This window comes from Ruegeria sp. HKCCD7251, assembly GCF_013031165.1.
GTDB lineage: Bacteria > Pseudomonadota > Alphaproteobacteria > Rhodobacterales > Rhodobacteraceae > Ruegeria.
The window spans coordinates 399,901-415,615 of the sequence record NZ_WPZC01000004.1 but is presented as its reverse complement, the minus strand read 5'-3'; the positions used below and the strand labels follow the sequence as shown (position 1 = coordinate 415,615).

At 52.6% G+C, this 15,715-nt stretch carries 15 protein-coding genes and 1 pseudogene; 3 read left to right on the top strand and 13 right to left on the bottom strand.

Annotation, left to right across the window (positions count from 1 at the left end; genetic code table 11):
• The coding region (locus GOX75_RS20250; RefSeq protein WP_217354438.1) for a hypothetical protein at positions 1-289 on the top strand (289 nt) is incomplete at its 5' end.
• Here the strand turns inward: GOX75_RS20250 and GOX75_RS20600 are convergent.
• The 7 genes and pseudogenes from GOX75_RS20600 to GOX75_RS20365 form a co-directional block, all read right to left on the bottom strand.
• The gene (locus tag GOX75_RS20600; RefSeq protein WP_171123885.1) at positions 237-413 is read right to left on the bottom strand and encodes a YdeI/OmpD-associated family protein; all 177 of its coding nucleotides are present in this window, start codon (positions 411-413) and stop codon (positions 237-239) included. The two genes, GOX75_RS20250 and GOX75_RS20600, sit on opposite strands and share 53 nt — an antisense overlap.
• A 2-nt stretch (positions 414-415) precedes the next feature.
• Complete coding sequence (locus GOX75_RS13495; RefSeq protein ID WP_171123883.1) at positions 416-781, bottom strand: YdeI family protein; 366 nt, start codon at positions 779-781, stop codon at positions 416-418.
• 15 nt (positions 782-796) lie between these two features.
• Positions 797-2,296: a cryptochrome/photolyase family protein gene (locus GOX75_RS20595; protein ID WP_171123881.1), complete on the bottom strand. Its 1,500-nt coding sequence runs from the start codon at positions 2,294-2,296 to the stop codon at positions 797-799.
• Between the two features lie 3 nt (positions 2,297-2,299).
• Positions 2,300-3,544, bottom strand: coding sequence for an FAD-binding domain-containing protein (locus GOX75_RS13485; RefSeq protein ID WP_171123880.1), 1,245 nt, complete (start codon positions 3,542-3,544; stop codon positions 2,300-2,302).
• Positions 3,541-3,672 (bottom strand): DUF2256 domain-containing protein, encoded by a 132-nt coding sequence (locus GOX75_RS13480; protein ID WP_371808331.1) that lies wholly within the window; start codon positions 3,670-3,672, stop codon positions 3,541-3,543. Before GOX75_RS13480 ends, GOX75_RS13485 begins: the two co-directional genes overlap by 4 nt.
• Before the next feature lie 2 nt (positions 3,673-3,674).
• The gene (locus GOX75_RS13475; RefSeq protein WP_254428791.1) at positions 3,675-4,751 is read right to left on the bottom strand and encodes an FAD-binding domain-containing protein; all 1,077 of its coding nucleotides are present in this window, start codon (positions 4,749-4,751) and stop codon (positions 3,675-3,677) included.
• A 60-nt stretch (positions 4,752-4,811) separates the two neighbouring features.
• Positions 4,812-5,294: pseudogene (locus tag GOX75_RS20365) on the bottom strand (deoxyribodipyrimidine photo-lyase); the annotation flags it as partial.
• A gap of 640 nt (positions 5,295-5,934) precedes the next feature.
• Here GOX75_RS20365 and GOX75_RS13470 point away from each other — a divergent pair.
• Positions 5,935-6,381 carry a thiol-disulfide oxidoreductase DCC family protein gene (locus GOX75_RS13470; RefSeq protein WP_171123876.1) on the top strand — a complete coding sequence of 149 codons (447 nt, stop codon included), beginning with the start codon at positions 5,935-5,937 and terminating at the stop codon, positions 6,379-6,381.
• Positions 6,382-6,555: 174 nt separating this feature from the next.
• Here GOX75_RS13470 and GOX75_RS13465 read toward each other — a convergent pair whose 3' ends face one another.
• From GOX75_RS13465 to GOX75_RS13455, 3 genes are all read right to left on the bottom strand, one after another.
• A complete protein-coding gene (locus GOX75_RS13465; protein ID WP_371808162.1) occupies positions 6,556-7,650 on the bottom strand; it encodes an ABC1 kinase family protein in 1,095 nt (364 codons plus the stop codon).
• Positions 7,651-7,881: 231 nt separating this feature from the next.
• Positions 7,882-8,355, bottom strand: coding sequence for a DUF427 domain-containing protein (locus GOX75_RS13460; RefSeq protein ID WP_171123873.1), 474 nt, complete (start codon positions 8,353-8,355; stop codon positions 7,882-7,884).
• 188 nt (positions 8,356-8,543) lie between these two features.
• Positions 8,544-9,662 carry a pyridoxal phosphate-dependent aminotransferase gene (locus tag GOX75_RS13455; protein WP_171123871.1) on the bottom strand — a complete coding sequence of 373 codons (1,119 nt, stop codon included), beginning with the start codon at positions 9,660-9,662 and terminating at the stop codon, positions 8,544-8,546.
• A gap of 83 nt (positions 9,663-9,745) precedes the next feature.
• Between GOX75_RS13455 and GOX75_RS13450 the strand changes: the two genes are divergently transcribed.
• The gene (locus GOX75_RS13450; RefSeq protein WP_371808175.1) at positions 9,746-10,459 is read left to right on the top strand and encodes an N-acyl homoserine lactonase family protein; all 714 of its coding nucleotides are present in this window, start codon (positions 9,746-9,748) and stop codon (positions 10,457-10,459) included.
• Positions 10,460-10,507: 48 nt separating this feature from the next.
• Here GOX75_RS13450 and GOX75_RS13445 read toward each other — a convergent pair whose 3' ends face one another.
• From GOX75_RS13445 to GOX75_RS13435, 3 genes are all read right to left on the bottom strand, one after another.
• A complete protein-coding gene (locus GOX75_RS13445; protein ID WP_371808163.1) occupies positions 10,508-11,221 on the bottom strand; it encodes an SDR family NAD(P)-dependent oxidoreductase in 714 nt (237 codons plus the stop codon).
• 771 nt (positions 11,222-11,992) lie between these two features.
• The gene (locus tag GOX75_RS13440) at positions 11,993-13,603 is read right to left on the bottom strand and encodes a hypothetical protein (protein WP_171123865.1); all 1,611 of its coding nucleotides are present in this window, start codon (positions 13,601-13,603) and stop codon (positions 11,993-11,995) included.
• A gap of 769 nt (positions 13,604-14,372) precedes the next feature.
• Positions 14,373-15,614, bottom strand: coding sequence for a tyrosine-type recombinase/integrase (locus GOX75_RS13435; protein WP_171123863.1), 1,242 nt, complete (start codon positions 15,612-15,614; stop codon positions 14,373-14,375).
• Between the last annotated feature and the right edge of the window lie 101 nt (positions 15,615-15,715).

Genomic DNA, 15,715 nt, shown 5'->3' with positions numbered 1-15,715 from the left:
GCGGATTTCTTGGATCAGACTTATGCCGTTTGATTATCGCGGTTTAGCCGACAGGGCCTTTCGAAGTTCCATGCACCGCACTAAAATCGATCCCCACGTCCACCAGACCATCGGGCCAGATCTGATGGGACAGCACAACAACGCGTTCGTCTTCAGCACAGGTTCGTTTGATGTCCACACGCATTCACTACGAAAGCTCAGATTACGATTGCAAACCAAGGGCAGACCAGAAGGCGCTACATTTGCTGAATTCTATTTCCAGCATGCGTTGTTTCGACCGTCTTGTTGATCCGCCGTTGGCGCGTTGTTGGGTTCTTGGCAATCTTGATCCAGCGAAGGACGTTGCGTCGATGAGAGGGGGGCAATTGCTCCCATTTGTTCAGGTCCAATTCACCGGTTAGATCGTCTGGCACAATCAGAGCATCGACGTCATCAAAGAAGTGCCATAGTCCTGACGCCTTACTGAATTTATGGATGCCTCTCCTGCGGGGTGCATTAAGCCTTCTTGCCTAAGGCGCTCTGCTCTGTCCTTGTAGCTTTTGGACCAAGCTTGCTGTTTTCGCGGGCCGATCAGTTGCACCGTCCGGTCTTCATCGATTGTAAATCGTCTTCCATCAATCCAACTATGCGCGATCAGCGCATCCAGCACCTCGTCCCGACTGACATATTTCTGCGGATGTGCCGCCTTCCACGTGATCAGGCGGACGCTATCACGTTGGGCAAAATGCGTGCTCAGCCACTCCCACAGTTGATCACGGGATGTGACCTCAATATCAGTCACGCGTCACCATAGTGTTCATGCTTGTGTCATGCGTCGCAAAAAAGTTTCAGCCGTCTTTATGTGTGTGCTCTTGGCCTCTGGCGACATCCGTTCAGCCGTACGGCACATCATCGCCCATCGGGGATTGCCAGCCAGTCTATCGCTGTGTTTCAGGATAAAGCGCCAATAAAGCCCGTCCCAAATATCGGCCCAGGGCCCTTTGCCCCAATTGCTCATTTTGCGAGCATAGTTTGAACCCGAAAAGTACGGTTTGGTGGTGATCAACCCGCCATCGGCATGCTGGCTCATCGCGTAGGCATTGGGAACCATCACCCAATCATAGCTGTCGACGAACATTTCCATGAACCAGCGATAGACATGATCCGGATCAATTTCGCACAGAAACATAAATCCACCCAAAACCATGAGGCGTTCAATATGATGACAATACCCTGTCTTGAGCACCCTTTTGATCGTGTCGTCCAGCGGATCAATGCCAGTGGTTCCGTCGTAGAAAGCGCGGGGTATTGGGCGGTGATGGCCCCAGTGATTTGTAGTGCGCATCGGCACACCCAGGCTCTCATAGGTCGCGCGCATAAACTCGCGCCAGCCAACGATCTGACGGACGAAACCTTCTACCGAATTCAGGGAAATACCCTTGCGATCCGCATGCGCCAGCGCAGCGTCCAAAACCTGTTTGGGCGTCAACAATCCAATGTTCAAGGCTGGCGTGAGAACGGCATGCCACAGCCAGCTTTCACCCGCAACAATGGCATCTTCAAAGTCGCCAAAGTGATCAAACCGCCGTTCCAGAAACTGCGCCAGCCAGTCGGACGCAGCTTTGTGTGATGTCGGATAGTACAACGTATCCAAACTGCCCAATGCTTCTGGAAAGTCAGCAAGTACGCTTGCTTTCGCGGCCTCATCAACCGCGTCATGGGAAGGCCAGTCGATCCACGGCAGGCTGCCCAGCAGCGCCTTGGGCACTTTCTTACGGTTTTCCTTGTCAAAGCTCCATTGTCCCCCCGCCGGTTGACCGCCGTCCATCAATACATTCAAGCGGCGGCGTTGGCTTTTGTAGAACTCTGCCATTAACCAGCGTTTGCGACCGGCAAACCAATCCTGATTGTCGGCCCGAGTGTTCAAAAAACCAGGTGATGACTGGAAATCGAGCGTGATATTGGTTCTGCCAGCCGCCGCCCGAAGGCGTTTTTCTGCGATGAAGTCTACCGGATCAACCATGATTATATGGCTGATGCCGCGGTCCCGCAGACTTTGAAACAGGCACAGGCATGCGCCCGGCTGCCGCTCAAAGGGCCAAATCGCGGCATTAAATCCCTTTGCGACCAAGCCATCGCGATAGCGCGTCATGGAAGCACGGTGCAGCCAAAGCTTTTGCTTGTGCATCGTGGCAGGATAAAACGCATCGCCAAAGAAAAGCGGGTCTTCGAAAAGCACAACCGCGTCGGGTCGGGCGGCCACACCGGGGTGGTGGGCAAACAATTGGTTAGGAAGTAGAAGCGCGGCAGTGGACACCGGCTATGGCCTTGGTTGGGTGGCCAGGTCTAATTGGCTCAAAAGCGATGGGATCTTCTTTCGAAGGCCAAAGAAGCCGGCCCTTGCATGAGGCCATGTCAAAGCGTCGTAAGGCCGAAGAATCCGATTCAAGGATAGGCCTGCGTCCCTCAAAAAGGGTTCCGCACGATCCAATCGTGACCGAGTGGGACCGACAGGCGTATAGGCTGTTGCAATGGTTGTGACACCAGCATTCCGTGCTGCCTCGATCAACGGACCACTCCAGTCTTCGGCGGACTGAGCAAACTTTCCGTAGGGTTCCAGGGCACTGTTCATCGCGCCCTTGGCAAAATCCTTTGCGGCGTCCCCCATCGGGTTTGGAGACCGACCTTGCGTCGCCAAAAGTCCGATCGCGGCAACAGGCGATGTCGGCATTATGCTTTCACCCGACAGATCATCCTCGGTCAACAGCAACAGATAAGGACTGTCTGGGGGTGTGCGCGGGTATGAAAGTGGAATGAGCGGGTGATCTACCGGCTCGGTTAATGGTTCTGCAAATTTGGCGAGGCCTTTTGGTTGAAACCGTCCTTCAGTGTATTTGGCAATATTATCAGGGCGCGCGAGGTAGGTTTTGCCTTTCGTGTGCAACCCGCCAACCCAACGCCAGCTCAGCGTGTTCGATGCGGGATCGCCATCCAGCAAGTGTCGCAAAAAGAAATCTGCCCCAAGTTGCCACGGTAAACGAAGCGTATAAATCCAAATTGAAGCGAACCACATGCGCGCATGGTTATGAAGGTAGCCGGTCGCCACCAGTTCCTGAGCCCAATGATCCAAACAGTCGATGCCGGTATTGCCGTTAACGGCTTCATTGAAGCGGATCACTAGGCCCTCGTCATTTGCTAGCTGCTCACAAGCGCTCAACAAGTCCCATTGATATAGTGCCCAGACGCTGGGCCTTTGTTCCAGCCAGCCCTTGAAATACGTGCGCCAAAACACTTCTTGCACGAACTTTTCTGCCACGTCGAAACTATGCGACGCTAGTACCGTTGCCAGAACCTCGTTCTCCGTTATCAAACGGTGGCGCAGCCATGGCGACAAAGCCGATACATTACTACGCCGCTCGGTCCCAAAATCGTAGTTCCGCGTACTTGTATATTGCCGACCAGCGCGGCCAACGAACTGCCTAAGCCTTTTCAGACCAGTAGTACGTGTAGGTTTGAAACTGATCGTTTCTTTCGCTTTTGCGAGTTCTGGAAATCTCTTGGTCATGCAGCCGACCTGCACTTTTTCGAGCAGTATTTCACTTCATCCCAAACGTTTTCCCATTTCTTGCGCCAAGTGAAAGGGCGCTGACAAACCGGGCAGATTTTTTGGGGCAAATAGACTTTCTTCCGCATTTTCATGACTGGTCCCCCAAAGGCAGGTCGAGTTGCTTTTGATCTCGAGAAGCCCTTGAGCCTCTTCGAGCACTTGGTCTTGTCTTTCGACTTGCGTGTTTTTTTGCGATGGCTCGTGCTTTGGTGCGAAACTCCGCACTTCGGCGCACGCCCCAAACCCGCTCGCGCGCGGCCTTGGCTGCCGCGAGATGGTCAAAAACTGGCTCTGGATAGAGCTTTCCAAGGATTTGTTTCGCGTTTTGAGCTTTCCAGGGTTCGTTGATGTGCTGATCCGCGATTTGGGATAACTCCGGCACCCATGTCCGAATGAACAACCCTTTTGGATCCTGATCATGGCCCTGCTTAACCGGATTATAAATCCGCACAGAATTAATGCCGGTAGTGCCTGATTGCATCTGTACCTGGTTCCAATGAATCCCCGGTTCGTAGTCAGTAAACATGCGCGCTAAATGCTCCCCCGGGGCCCGCCAATCCAGCCAGAGATGATAACTCGCCGCGGCCATCACCATTGCGCGCATCCGAAAGTTGAGCCAGCCCGTCGCTTGCAATGAGCGCATGCATGCGTCCAAAAACGGATATCCCGTTTCGCCGTTGGACCAGGCAGCCAAAAGCTCGCAATCTGGCGCTTTCGGTCGAAGCCCGTCGTAGAGGCGATGCAGATTTTCAAACTCGATCCGAGGTTCATCCTCAAGTTTCTGAATAAAATGGCAATGCCAATGCAACCGGCCCGAGAACGAGCGCAGCGATTTGCGCCAGTCCTTTGATTGCGGCGGCAATTGGCGTCTTTGCCTTTCAGTCGCTTGCGAGACCTCGCGCATAGAAAGCGCGCCCCAAGCCAGGTGGGGCGACAGCCGCGAACACGCAACGGCTCCCTCCAAAGGGCTGGACAACTCGCGTTGGTATCTTTTGCCTCGGTAGGTCAGAAAGCTGTTCAGCCGCTCCAAACCCGCAGCTCGTCCACCGGCTTGACGACCAACGCACAGATCATCCCGCAAGCCGAGGTCGCGCGCCGTGGGAATATACCCTGGTTCTATGTCGATTGGTTTAAGCGCAACTGGTGACGAAACAGGCAATGCCATAAACCTGTCCCACCGTTCCGCCCAGCCGTCACGAGACTTGAGCCTGCGAAAAACGCCGTGGTTTTGCACTTCGTGCCACTGCAAACCATGATCCCTGCACCATGCCGCGACCTGACGGTCCCGCTGATACGTCCAATTGTTCCCTGTTTCCTCGTGTGACCAAAGTACGTCGACTAGACCAGAATCCTTCAACTCGGATAGGACCGACACAATCTGCCCGGTGCGTACAACAAGAGGCTGGCCAAGTTCCCCAAGGTCTTTTCGAAGTCCGGCGATTGTCTCAGCAGCAAAGTTCCACTGCCGTGTTGACGCGTCGGGTTGCTGCCAAAACTCCGGTTCAACAACATAGAGTGGCAGAACTGGCCCGACCTCAGACGCTTGCGAAAGTGCCGGATGATCATTTACCCGTAAATCCCGTTTGAACCAAACGACTTGCACGATACCTCCGTTCTTCAAGTACTGTACGTATGGCCACAGAAATTGGATCTTTGTTTCAATAACCTCTCCACTTCGCTGTGGACGCGGCCTTTGCGAAGGCGCCATCGGCCTTTGGCACTTGAAGGATGGAAGTATCCGCGAACTCATTGATGAGCGTCTGGCCTGGAGAAAGAGACCTTGGCGAAAGTGACAAAGATTGGTGACGGCTCTGAGCCCTAAAACACCATACCGAGAACAGAGTTGGCCCAACTTTAATTTGTTTGAACTCTGATTTCTGAACACAGGTTAAAGAGACCACCACAACGACCTGTACGCCACCAAGCACCGTGGGCGTAATTGGCAGCGAACCCCAGAACATCTACCCCCAATGCATCGTTAATGGGAGAAAGCTAAATCTAAACCGAGTCATCTCGTTTGCGCATCGAAATCGGTAAATTAGGCTCATGCAGCATTTAGCCTCGTCGATCATTCGATACGGAAACCACTGAATTTATTTGATTGCTGTAGTCAATTTTTTGTGGTTGCGACTTTTAAGCTCTCTTCAGAAAATCGCGAGATAACTACAAACCTCGTGCACTATGCAAAAATTTTGCCTATACGCCTGCAATTCGAGCAAAACTGCCGTTAACTATAACTTGCGGCTTCATGGCGCATCTGTGTTCCACGACTGCCCCATTGTTTCTTTGGTTTTCGCGCTAACTCTCACGAGCGAACCGACGAAACCCAATGGGCAAGGTCAAACAAAATGCACAAAACGGACAATACTGAGTTTGCACTCACATCCGATGACGCCGATCAACCGCACACTACGGTGTACTACGATGGATCATGCCCGCTTTGCTCCGTTGAGATCGGGCATTATGCTTCTTGCAAGGGCGCTGAACACCTGCGGTTTGTCGACGTTTCAGAACCCAATACTTGTGTCGGTGCAAATCTAACGCGGCAAGAAGCGATGGATCGATTCACTGTGCGCCGACCAGATGGAGAACTTGTGTCCGGTGCGCGCGGGTTCACGGAACTCTGGGGCACTTTACCCAAATGGCATTGGCTGGCGCGTCTGGCAGGCTTACCGGGGGTAACGTCTCTGCTAGAAGTTGCATACCGAGTTTTCCTGCCCTTAAGACCGAAGCTTTCGAAGATCGCCTCTTGGTTCGGAGCGAAGCCGGTTAACAGGACAAGTTCGTCGACATGATCAACCGATACGATGGGCATTTCTAATAGCTGGATTGGCTCTTCAAAGACGTTCTCGAATCCGCGTTTGGCAACATTCGCGCCGTAGTCACACTTCGTCTTGGGTTGGTCACGCTGATCAGTGACGCAGGTTTGTATTTGTTCGGCTTGTTGGTTTTGAGTGAATTGGGCTAGGTCAGATGACGTACTTTTTAAGCAGCATCTTCACGGGCAGCAAGGCATTCAATCGAGTAGCCAACAGAAACATTCCCCCAATCTTTCGCTGAAGGTAAAGAACGTCCATTGGCACCTGGGGTGGGATATAGCCGACCTCGACCAGGGCCATACTCTCTTTGTTCAGGCGGAGGGAAAGCGTTCGGTCGGAGAAATCAAATTCATTCGCAGATAGAATTGCTTCGAAAACGCTGCGGATCATTCCGAGGATCCGGTCGTCAAATGGGCCATCACCTTCAATAAGCTTCAGTTGCATGGCAGCCTTACGAAGCGCCGCGCCGTCTTCAAGCAAACCGGCGCGCAACAGATCCACGTATCCATCTATTGCAGATGGTTGCAGTGCGCGTGCCGCGCCAAAATCCAAGAGTCCGATTTTTCCATTGGATGGGTTGTATCGGTAATTGGCAAAGTTTGGATCGCTCTGCATCATACCGAACTCAAAAACCTCGCGCAGCGTGAGATTGACCAAGGCCTCTGCGACTCGATTGCGTTCCTCGCTTGTCGCATCACTCACGGCCTCGATAGGGCGACCTTCCAGAAAGGACATCATCAGAACTTCTGGCGTGCTCCAATCTGCATAGAACTCTGGGATTTTAAACACTTCATCGCCCTGCAATAGGTCAGCAAAACAGCGCAGATATTGCCCCTCGCGTTCATAGTCCGTTTCTTCATGTAATTGACTGCGCGCCTCTTGGACATACGGAGCCAGATCAAAGCTTTGGGGAAGCAGACCTGACATGCGAATCAGAGTGGCAACGTTGGCCACGTCGCTGTCGATACTGCGCGCGATACCGGGATATTGCACTTTGATCGCCACATCGCGCCCGTCTTTCAATGTCGCACGATGTACTTGCCCAATGCTCGCTGCCGCTATGGGCCTAACGTTAAAATCTTTGAAGGATTTTCGCCAATCTGCACCCCAAGCTCGGTTCAGGACGTCACGCAATTGTTTCGGTGGCATGAAATGCGCCTGATCTCGTAAACGCGCCATGATGTCAGCCAGTTCAGGCGGCAAGACCTCACCTGCATCCATCGAAATCAATTGACCCACCTTCATCGCGGCCCCTCGCATGCGAACAAGTTGATCCGCGACTCGTGCTACGTTGCCGGGTGTCATCAACAAACCACGCACATCGGGTCGCGCACCGCGACCGATCTCTCTTAGGGCGCGTACTGCCACGTTCCCTGCAATGCCTGCTGTCATGCTGCTCAAACCGGCAACACGGACCAAACGGCTTGTAGGAACGGCCAAAGGGGTTGTCGAGGATTTAGGGTCCGTCATTAATCCTCACCAAAATTCCGTACCCGGAGCGCCTTTTATGCGACCCTTCAAGTTTTCGGTGACCCAACCTCCATAGAAGTCTCCGGGTTGCGGGATCACCCGGTACTCACCAACAAAACAAGCGTCCATAAGTCCGGCGTAGAAGGCGAGATAGCCCTTAATCCGTTCAAATTTGATGGTTGGTGCAGCATAACTCCACGCAGCTTTCTTAGCCGCAGCTGCCCCGCTCTGAACGTCCCAGTAGCTCGCAACACCCTTCCACTCGCAGAATGATCTACCCGAGGCCTTTGTCAGAACGGCATCAATGTCTTGCGGCGGAATATAATACGTGGGGGCGTGGTGGGTTTCGAGAACCTGAAACGCCTGATCGGTTTCCACGATTATTTGACCGCCGAGCTCGATCCGCACTCGATGAGGAACTGCCCGCAGCGCAGGTGGTCGCGGATAGTCTTGGACGTTTTCAGTTGTCCAACCTGTCATTTCGAACCTTGGTTATGAATCAGTTGTTCCATCTTCGAACTAGCGCGCCGACAGCGTTATTCTAGCGATAGAGCTTTCAGCGTATGGCAGGTGAACTTGCACCAAAATTGGGCTTAGTGTCAGCTTGGGACGGGCAACGTTATTTGACCGACTTTGCAGCCCGAACCGTCGAAATGAGTGTCCTAAATCTACCAGTTTGCCAATAGTTCGCCCATGCGCTCTAGGCCAAGGTCGAGGTTGGCAGCAGCACCTCCCCCCACACCCAGTCGGATGTGGTTCTGCATCCCGTAAGACGAACCCGGTAGTAGAAATGTCCGATAGGGATCGGCGAGCAAGCGTTTGGCGAACACGTCGCCATCAATCCCATCGAGCCGTGCCAAACCAATTAATCCAGCCTGCGGTTTGACCCAATCGAGGTTGGGCTGATCGGAAACAAACCTATCCAGGCATTCCAGCGTTTTCATCCCAGCTGCCCGTGCAGTTTTCAAAGCCTGATTATATCGGTCAGACCTCAAGGCGATTTCGGCGATGACTTCGCCGAGAATATTCATAATTTCGCTCGAGTTTTCCCGCAGAATAATAGCGTCCCAAATGAGATTTGAATCACGGCATATCATCCAGCCGGTGCGTAGCCCCTGGAGCCCCAGTGCCTTGGAAACGCTGCCCGTCGTGATACCCCTTGGATACAAACCAGCAATCGAAGGGGCACGGGACCCGTCCCACTCCAATCCCGCGTAAACCTCGTCAACAACCAGCCATGCACCTACGCGATCTGCGATTTGGACAAGCCTTTCCAGCTCTGCTTGTGTCATCAACTGCCCGGTGGGGTTATTGGGGTTGGTCATAAAGATGAGCCGCGTGCGCGCTGTTACTGCGGCCTCAACTTTGTCGAGCGGCAATACCCAACCAGCACTCTCTTCGCGGTCGACAACTTTTAGCGTCGCGCCAACTGCCTCTGCCAATACGCCCGCTTGTGGCCAGCCCGGGCGTTCCGTTACGACTTCGTCGCCCGGTTGGACCAATTGCATGAATGCAAGATAATTGGCTTCCGCGGCGCCGGCGGTGATCAGAACGTCGTCTGGCTTGCAAACATCAGACAAGCCGGCGCAGTCCAAAACATGCCGTCGTAAAGCAGGCAGACCCCGAAAGCTCTTTTGGTTCCAATCCAACCGCAGCGCTGGATCCAGCGCATCCATGAACTCACCCAAACGCGGCGACTCGGACAAGGAAAACCCAACGAAAGCTTCTGGATCCGCTTCCGTGGTATCCAGTAGGTATTGAAAAAGTGTGTGTATCTTGACTTTCATGCTCTACTCAAAATCTTTGTAGTCAATCAGGGAGAGAGTCTGTGCAAGCAGAGGGATTTGTCAAAGGGCGACCGATTGACCTTGTGGTTTTGGACTACGGGCTGTTCAAGGTCCATTCCACTGGCCGCATCATAGGTATCTGCGGGTTTCTGATCCGAACAGATTTGGGAGAAGCAATACTCATCGACACTGGATTTCCTGAAAAATACGCCATTGATACCGACGCCGCGGTCAAAGAAGATCGATTGTTCGAGTTTGGCGAGGTTCTGAAGTGCGAACCAGATAATCTGCCACGCGCACAGCTGGCAAAACTCGGGCTTATTCCGTCAGACATTACATTACAGATTTGTACGCACTCCCATATCGACCATATCGGTGCATTGGGCGACTTTCCAAACAGTCCCATTCTCATCTCCTCTGCCGAGCGAGCCTTACCTCGCCCCTTGTATTGGGGCGATATGCGGCCGATGGAATGGCCCGAGCAGGATTACCTGGTTATTGATGACGACGTAGAGATTGGGCCGGGTATCTTCGTTTTGATGGCACCCGGTCATGCGCCTGGCCAGATCGCGGTAATGGTCGATCTTTCGTCGGGGGCGATTTTATTGACCAGTGATGCGATTTCCCGACCAGCAGAAATCGACGAGAAGTTTGCCGGGTCTTGGGACGAAGATGCAGCAATTGCCAGCGCACAAAGGTTGATGCGTCTGGCATCCGAGCGAGATGCCTTTGTAATCTATGGGCATTGTCCAAAGCAGTGGGCTGTTCTGAAGAAAGCACCAGAAGTCTACAGCTGATCCCACCCCTTGGACCATTTTTCCGGAAAGTGATGTCGCACCAAAGAATTATCTGACGTCGCGCCCTTGGTTCAGAATAATCACATTCCCACTGGAAACATCCCCTGCCGGTGAAATGAGAAAACCAACCCAAGAGGCGATTTGCTCAGGTAGCATCGCATGACCATGTGGCATGGCACTAACGGCTTTATTCAAGACTTCCTCGGTCAAGACATTGAACAACGGTGTCTCAGTCATGGCAGGTGCCAGAGAATTTACACAGATTTTATCCTGTGCGTATCGACGGGCGAGATCTTTGGTAAGAGTATCCAACGCCGCTTTTGACGCGCGGTAGTGCGGAGGGTCGAACACATCGAAATTGTAAGCTCCGTTCGACGAGATATTTACAATCTTTTTGATGCCTTCGCGTTCCAACATCAACTGAACCGCCTGCTGGCAACAGTGGAACGCAGAGTTGAAGTTGATTGTCATCTGCTGTTCGAGTTCTTCGGGCGGAATGTGCGGGAAGTCAGACATAAAGCAGGTGCCCGCGTTGTTTACCAAAGCATCCAGACCGCCATACTCTGACCTGATACCATCAAACGTGTGAGCGACAGCAATGGGATCCGTTAAGTCAACGCAGATAGGCGTGAAATCCAAAACCAGTTCTGCCGCAAGTTCGTCTAGTCGCTCTTCACTGAGGTCCAGCCCAATCACATGAAACCCATTTGTCCGCAATTGGCGACAGATGGCTCGACCCATCCCTCCCGCAGCGCCGGTCACAACCGCTGTCTTCATGGTAACTCCTCCTACCTAGGTATGATTTGGGATACTTCGAATTAAGGAAGGAAGCTCATAACCTTTTTTCTGAAAGCGGCGAAGCCCAATTTCGTTTAATTCAATGCACGTCCGTTTTGGGCTCAAGCTAGACTTTGCAAAGTCCGGTTTCTGCGCATCGCTGACGTAGTACAGTCAGGATGCTGCGCAGCAGAGAATTGAAGCTTTGCCCGATAAAGCGGAAGTTGGCCCGAGCCATCTCAACATCCGATTTCGGTGTAGTGGGTAGCTCTCGAAAAGTCTTCGAGGTGCGATGCTCACCGAAGCCCGTCAAATTTGCGATGGACTAGTGTTGTTTCAATATTTGCGGCATGGGCCGGCACTTCTAGTGGTCTTGGTCTTTGTTCTACTTTTGCACGCTTATGCCTCCTGATTTTGGTCTTGCACGCTTATGCTTCACGCGTTGCACAGTTATGGTGTTTCATCAGATTTGTCACTCGTTAAGATCTTGTTTTTAAATAAGATTTTAACACAACCTATACGCGAAACCACCGATTCGTGCACGCTTATGCTCAATTTGCAAACATGGAACGACAGCAGGCGCTTGTTGTTAAATCTGGAGCGGTCTACCTGCATCAGGCCAGAAGTGCCGATGGCAGTCACACATTCGGTTGGAGATGAGCATGGCCGCTCGGTAAAACCGTGAGCATGGTTACCCTTTTTTGTGGTTTGCGAAGGCGAAACCCTGGAGTTTGGGTAATATCCACTAAAAAATGGTTAACAAAAGTTTTCACCGGTGTTTTTGGAGATATGCATTTTGAAGAACTTGGACGTCCGGCATAGTTCAAACTCGTCTTCAAGTTTGGCCATCGCATCGCTCGAAAACACATTGGCTCTGTAAGGGTCCATGGATTCCAACACGATGTCTACATCATCCAAGACAAGAGAATTAGCAGATGCTTCACGGTTCCAAGGCCAAACTGGATAGCTGACGACAGGTGGCGCTTCCAATGCGAATGTGAAGTCATACCCTCCACCGGTGGACACGATACGTTTGGATTGAACGTCCGGCACAGATTGAAGCAATTGAATGCCGTCCGCAAAAATAACATAGGAATCAGCCCCGCGCTCTGGATCGCCGTTCTTTCTCCGAGCGGCCAAAGCTTCTGATGCATTTGAAAGTCTTTCCTCCCGCGTATCCCCGGTTTTTTCTCCCGGCGAAAAATATGGCATCACATACATAGAGACAGGACCTTTCTCGATCAGGGAATAATCCTTCAGTTCAGAAGAAATCCGGACGTAATTTATCGAAGCGACCGCGCCTTGCGCAATGATCAGCGCTGCGAGAACCAAGGCCACTAGGTCCGACGAAGCGGAAGTGTCTGCGCTGCTCGCGCGAATACGATCCGACAAAAGCAGCAATACCACAACCAATATCGGCAGCAGTTTCAAGTAGGCATAACCATTCATAAAGAGGCTGGCGGCCAAATATCCGAGGGTGCATGTGGATAGTGCAAATATGAAATTTGACGTTCCAGTGGGGTCGTTGCGATAGAGCGTTAAACACTTTGACGCGCAAACAAGAAGTATTGGAGACGCCGCAAGAACAATGTAAATCCCGTGCAGGATGCGGCCCTGCATCCCCCCCGCAGCACTTCTAAAATCATTAGAAAATAGCAATTCAGTTGACTCGACCGTTCGGGTTAATGCGGGATCAAAGAGAAATATTGCTGATACAAATCCCAGAACAGTATAGAAAGAAATCTTCCTACCTCTGTTTACCCATACAGCCGGAAAATAGAACAGCGAAAACAGTAAGAAAGGTGTTTTCATAATCATAAGAAAAAATAAAACGCCGCCGCAGAAAAGGCTGACCAAAAATTCAAGAATTTTCGTTAATTTTGAAGCTTTTGTTGCAAAAACAGTCAGAAACATCATCAAACAGATCGCGATGTGGTTATACGCAAAGCTGTGGCTGATTGTATCTATAAAGCCATCTTCGATGCAATTAACACCGAGAATAATAGCGGCTGAACAAGTGAGAAGAATAATGGCGTTATCTATTGAGACGCGTCCAAGCAGTACAGTTGATCCAAAAATAAATGCAAAAAGGAACAGCAATACGTATGTGTAATCAATCGCTTTTAAAGTCGGCCCAAAAGAATTAAATGCCAAAACAATGAAAGAAGTGAAACCTCCACCATAATGATGAGGATAGTCAAGAACCGGGTGCAGCCCGTTGAACCCACGCCAGCCAAGATTTCCATAAAACAGTGTGTCAACAATGAAGCCATCGTCCAACAAGACCGGTACAGCGATTCTGGATAAGATAAATCCACAACAAATCAGCAAGCCAGCGCCAATTGTCAGAACGTTTAATTTAGTCATGCACTATACCAAAAAATGAAAATACCAGGAGATGAAATCGAGCTTTAGGTGCTCAGTAAAACGTATTCCTAGCGCAATTTGATAAACAAGCTTGATCCTATAAGAAGACCATTGGTTTTTGGGCAGTGTAGCCGCCATGCCATATTTCTGCGTTTGAATTGTCTCTTCTCAAGATCACGGAACCACGGACGCTACACGAAAAATTCGTTAGCTCTGAACTTATAACAGGGGGCATTGCTCGGAGGGTTTAGCTCCAAGCGCCTGCGGTCGCTCCATGTATGAATGAACTGGCTGGGGTGGTAGAAATCCTTGCCGTACAATGACTAGATTCGGCTTTTTGACGAAGCAGAAGAAACTGGGGCGGTTACTGGGGCATTTTCACCTCTAGAGAACCGCCCACCGGCGCTGACAGAACCGCCGACAACTGTTCCGGGTGCTGAAGACTGGTCGCTGGTGCTGGCGGTTGGGGGCGTCGAAGTAGACTGCAGCGAACGGCCGCATTGAGCCCAAAGCGGACCTCAGTTTTTGAAAGAAGTCGTAGTTCCGCAGTGCTGCACTTGCATCGTTTTTGCGATGCGCGGTATCGCTCGAGAGCTATCTCAACGAGTCGCCGAACGACATGCCAACGACTGTCAGCAGCAGCAGCGGCGACGGCGTTCTTGATGAGCGCGGCCGTCGTTTGCTGCTTCGCGTCGGGTTTGTTGGCCATCTCCATTGCCATTATCATCGCTATCATTTTTTTGGTCGCGTGATGTCAGGTCGTCGGGGGTCATGACAGCAGACCGGTCTCGATACGCTCGGCAAATTCGTGGAGTTGGGGGCGTAAAGATTTTGCATAGGCTTCGGTGATGTCACCCGTGCTATGACCCACCAGCATCTTAATCGCTACACTCGGTACGCCAATCATCTCAGCGGTGGAAATGTAGGTCCGCCGCAGATCATGCGGTGTGATGTCGCCGACGCCGATGCGTTTCAGGGCCTTGCGAGGGTCGCGGGCTGGCCCACTTCCCCGCACTGCCGGGAACACCCATTCGTCAGACGCGCCGCGCTGGGCGTCAAGGATGGAGCGCATTCCGGGCGTTATCGGGCGTTTGAGTTCCACGCCCGCCTTCATCCGCTCGGCGGGAATGGTGATGACATTGGCCCCGACTTCCATCCAGCGCAGATGCAGGATTTCATCGCGGCGACACCCCGTCAGGAACAGCATCTGCAAGGCACGATACAGAGTACCAGTCGGCCCGAGGTGAACCGCCAGACGCTCGGCCTCTGTCCACCACAGCGGGCGCTCAGTCGGTGTAAGCGCACCCTCGCGAGGAGGTGAGGGCTTAACCGCCTTGCGCTTGCCTGTTAGCTTGCTCACCGGGTTGGGAGATGGCTCCTGTCCTGCGGGATGGGCGTCGGCCCATGACTGCCACAGCGCCCGAACCGAACGCAGTGCGTTGGACGCCGAGGCCGGGGAAGTCACGCCCAGCATGCGGCGGTATTCGTCCCGCACCATCTCGGACGTGATGTCGCTCATCCTTACATCGGCGAGAAACATCCGTTTCACGGCGTACCCGTAGCTTTCGATGGTGGAGGCCCGGACATGTGGGTTTTCCTGCCCGTGGAATGTGGGCGCACTGTAGATGGTCAAGTCCACGAGGGCGCGTTCACGCGCGTCCATCGCCGCTCTGTCGGTTGGGCTGAGATAGGTGCCTGCGGCCAACTCAGCCATAATTGCCTGCGCTTTATCGCGGGCTGCTTCGATGGTGCCGGGTTTGGTCGCCGGAGTGAACTCCGCAATACTGATGCGGTGCAGCTTGCCCCGCACCTTCCGCTCGACACCCAGCATCCACGCCGAGGTCTGTTTGCGGCACACGAACCCGCGCAAGTCGGTGTCACGCAGCGTGACGCCGGTGGTGTCAGCGAATACCGTGGTCGCTCGAGTGAGGGTCTGCTTGCCGAACCGGAAGCGGCGCGGCTCCTCGGGCTGGGTTTCCGACTTGGGCAGGGGTACTACATTTGCAGACATAGGCGATGGTCCTTTCATCGTCTGGGTCAAGAACCCCGTTCCGAATGCAGTCGGGGCGGGGTTCGTTTTCAGAACACTTGACTGTCGACCCCAGAAATACG

Coding starts and splice junctions, on each gene's coding strand:
- GOX75_RS13485 (WP_171123880.1), bottom strand. CDS start 3,544: ATGACCAAGAGATTTCCAGAACTCGCAAAAGCGAAAGAAACGATCAGT.
- GOX75_RS13465 (WP_371808162.1), bottom strand. CDS start 7,650: ATGAAGGTGGGTCAATTGATTTCGATGGATGCAGGTGAGGTCTTGCCG.
- GOX75_RS13455 (WP_171123871.1), bottom strand. CDS start 9,662: ATGAAAGTCAAGATACACACACTTTTTCAATACCTACTGGATACCACG.
- GOX75_RS13440 (WP_171123865.1), bottom strand. CDS start 13,603: ATGACTAAATTAAACGTTCTGACAATTGGCGCTGGCTTGCTGATTTGT.
- GOX75_RS13480 (WP_371808331.1), bottom strand. CDS start 3,672: ATGCGGAAGAAAGTCTATTTGCCCCAAAAAATCTGCCCGGTTTGTCAG.
- GOX75_RS13435 (WP_171123863.1), bottom strand. CDS start 15,614: ATGTCTGCAAATGTAGTACCCCTGCCCAAGTCGGAAACCCAGCCCGAG.
- GOX75_RS13470 (WP_171123876.1), top strand. CDS start 5,935: ATGCACAAAACGGACAATACTGAGTTTGCACTCACATCCGATGACGCC.
- GOX75_RS13475 (WP_254428791.1), bottom strand. CDS start 4,751: ATGGCATTGCCTGTTTCGTCACCAGTTGCGCTTAAACCAATCGACATA.
- GOX75_RS13460 (WP_171123873.1), bottom strand. CDS start 8,355: ATGACAGGTTGGACAACTGAAAACGTCCAAGACTATCCGCGACCACCT.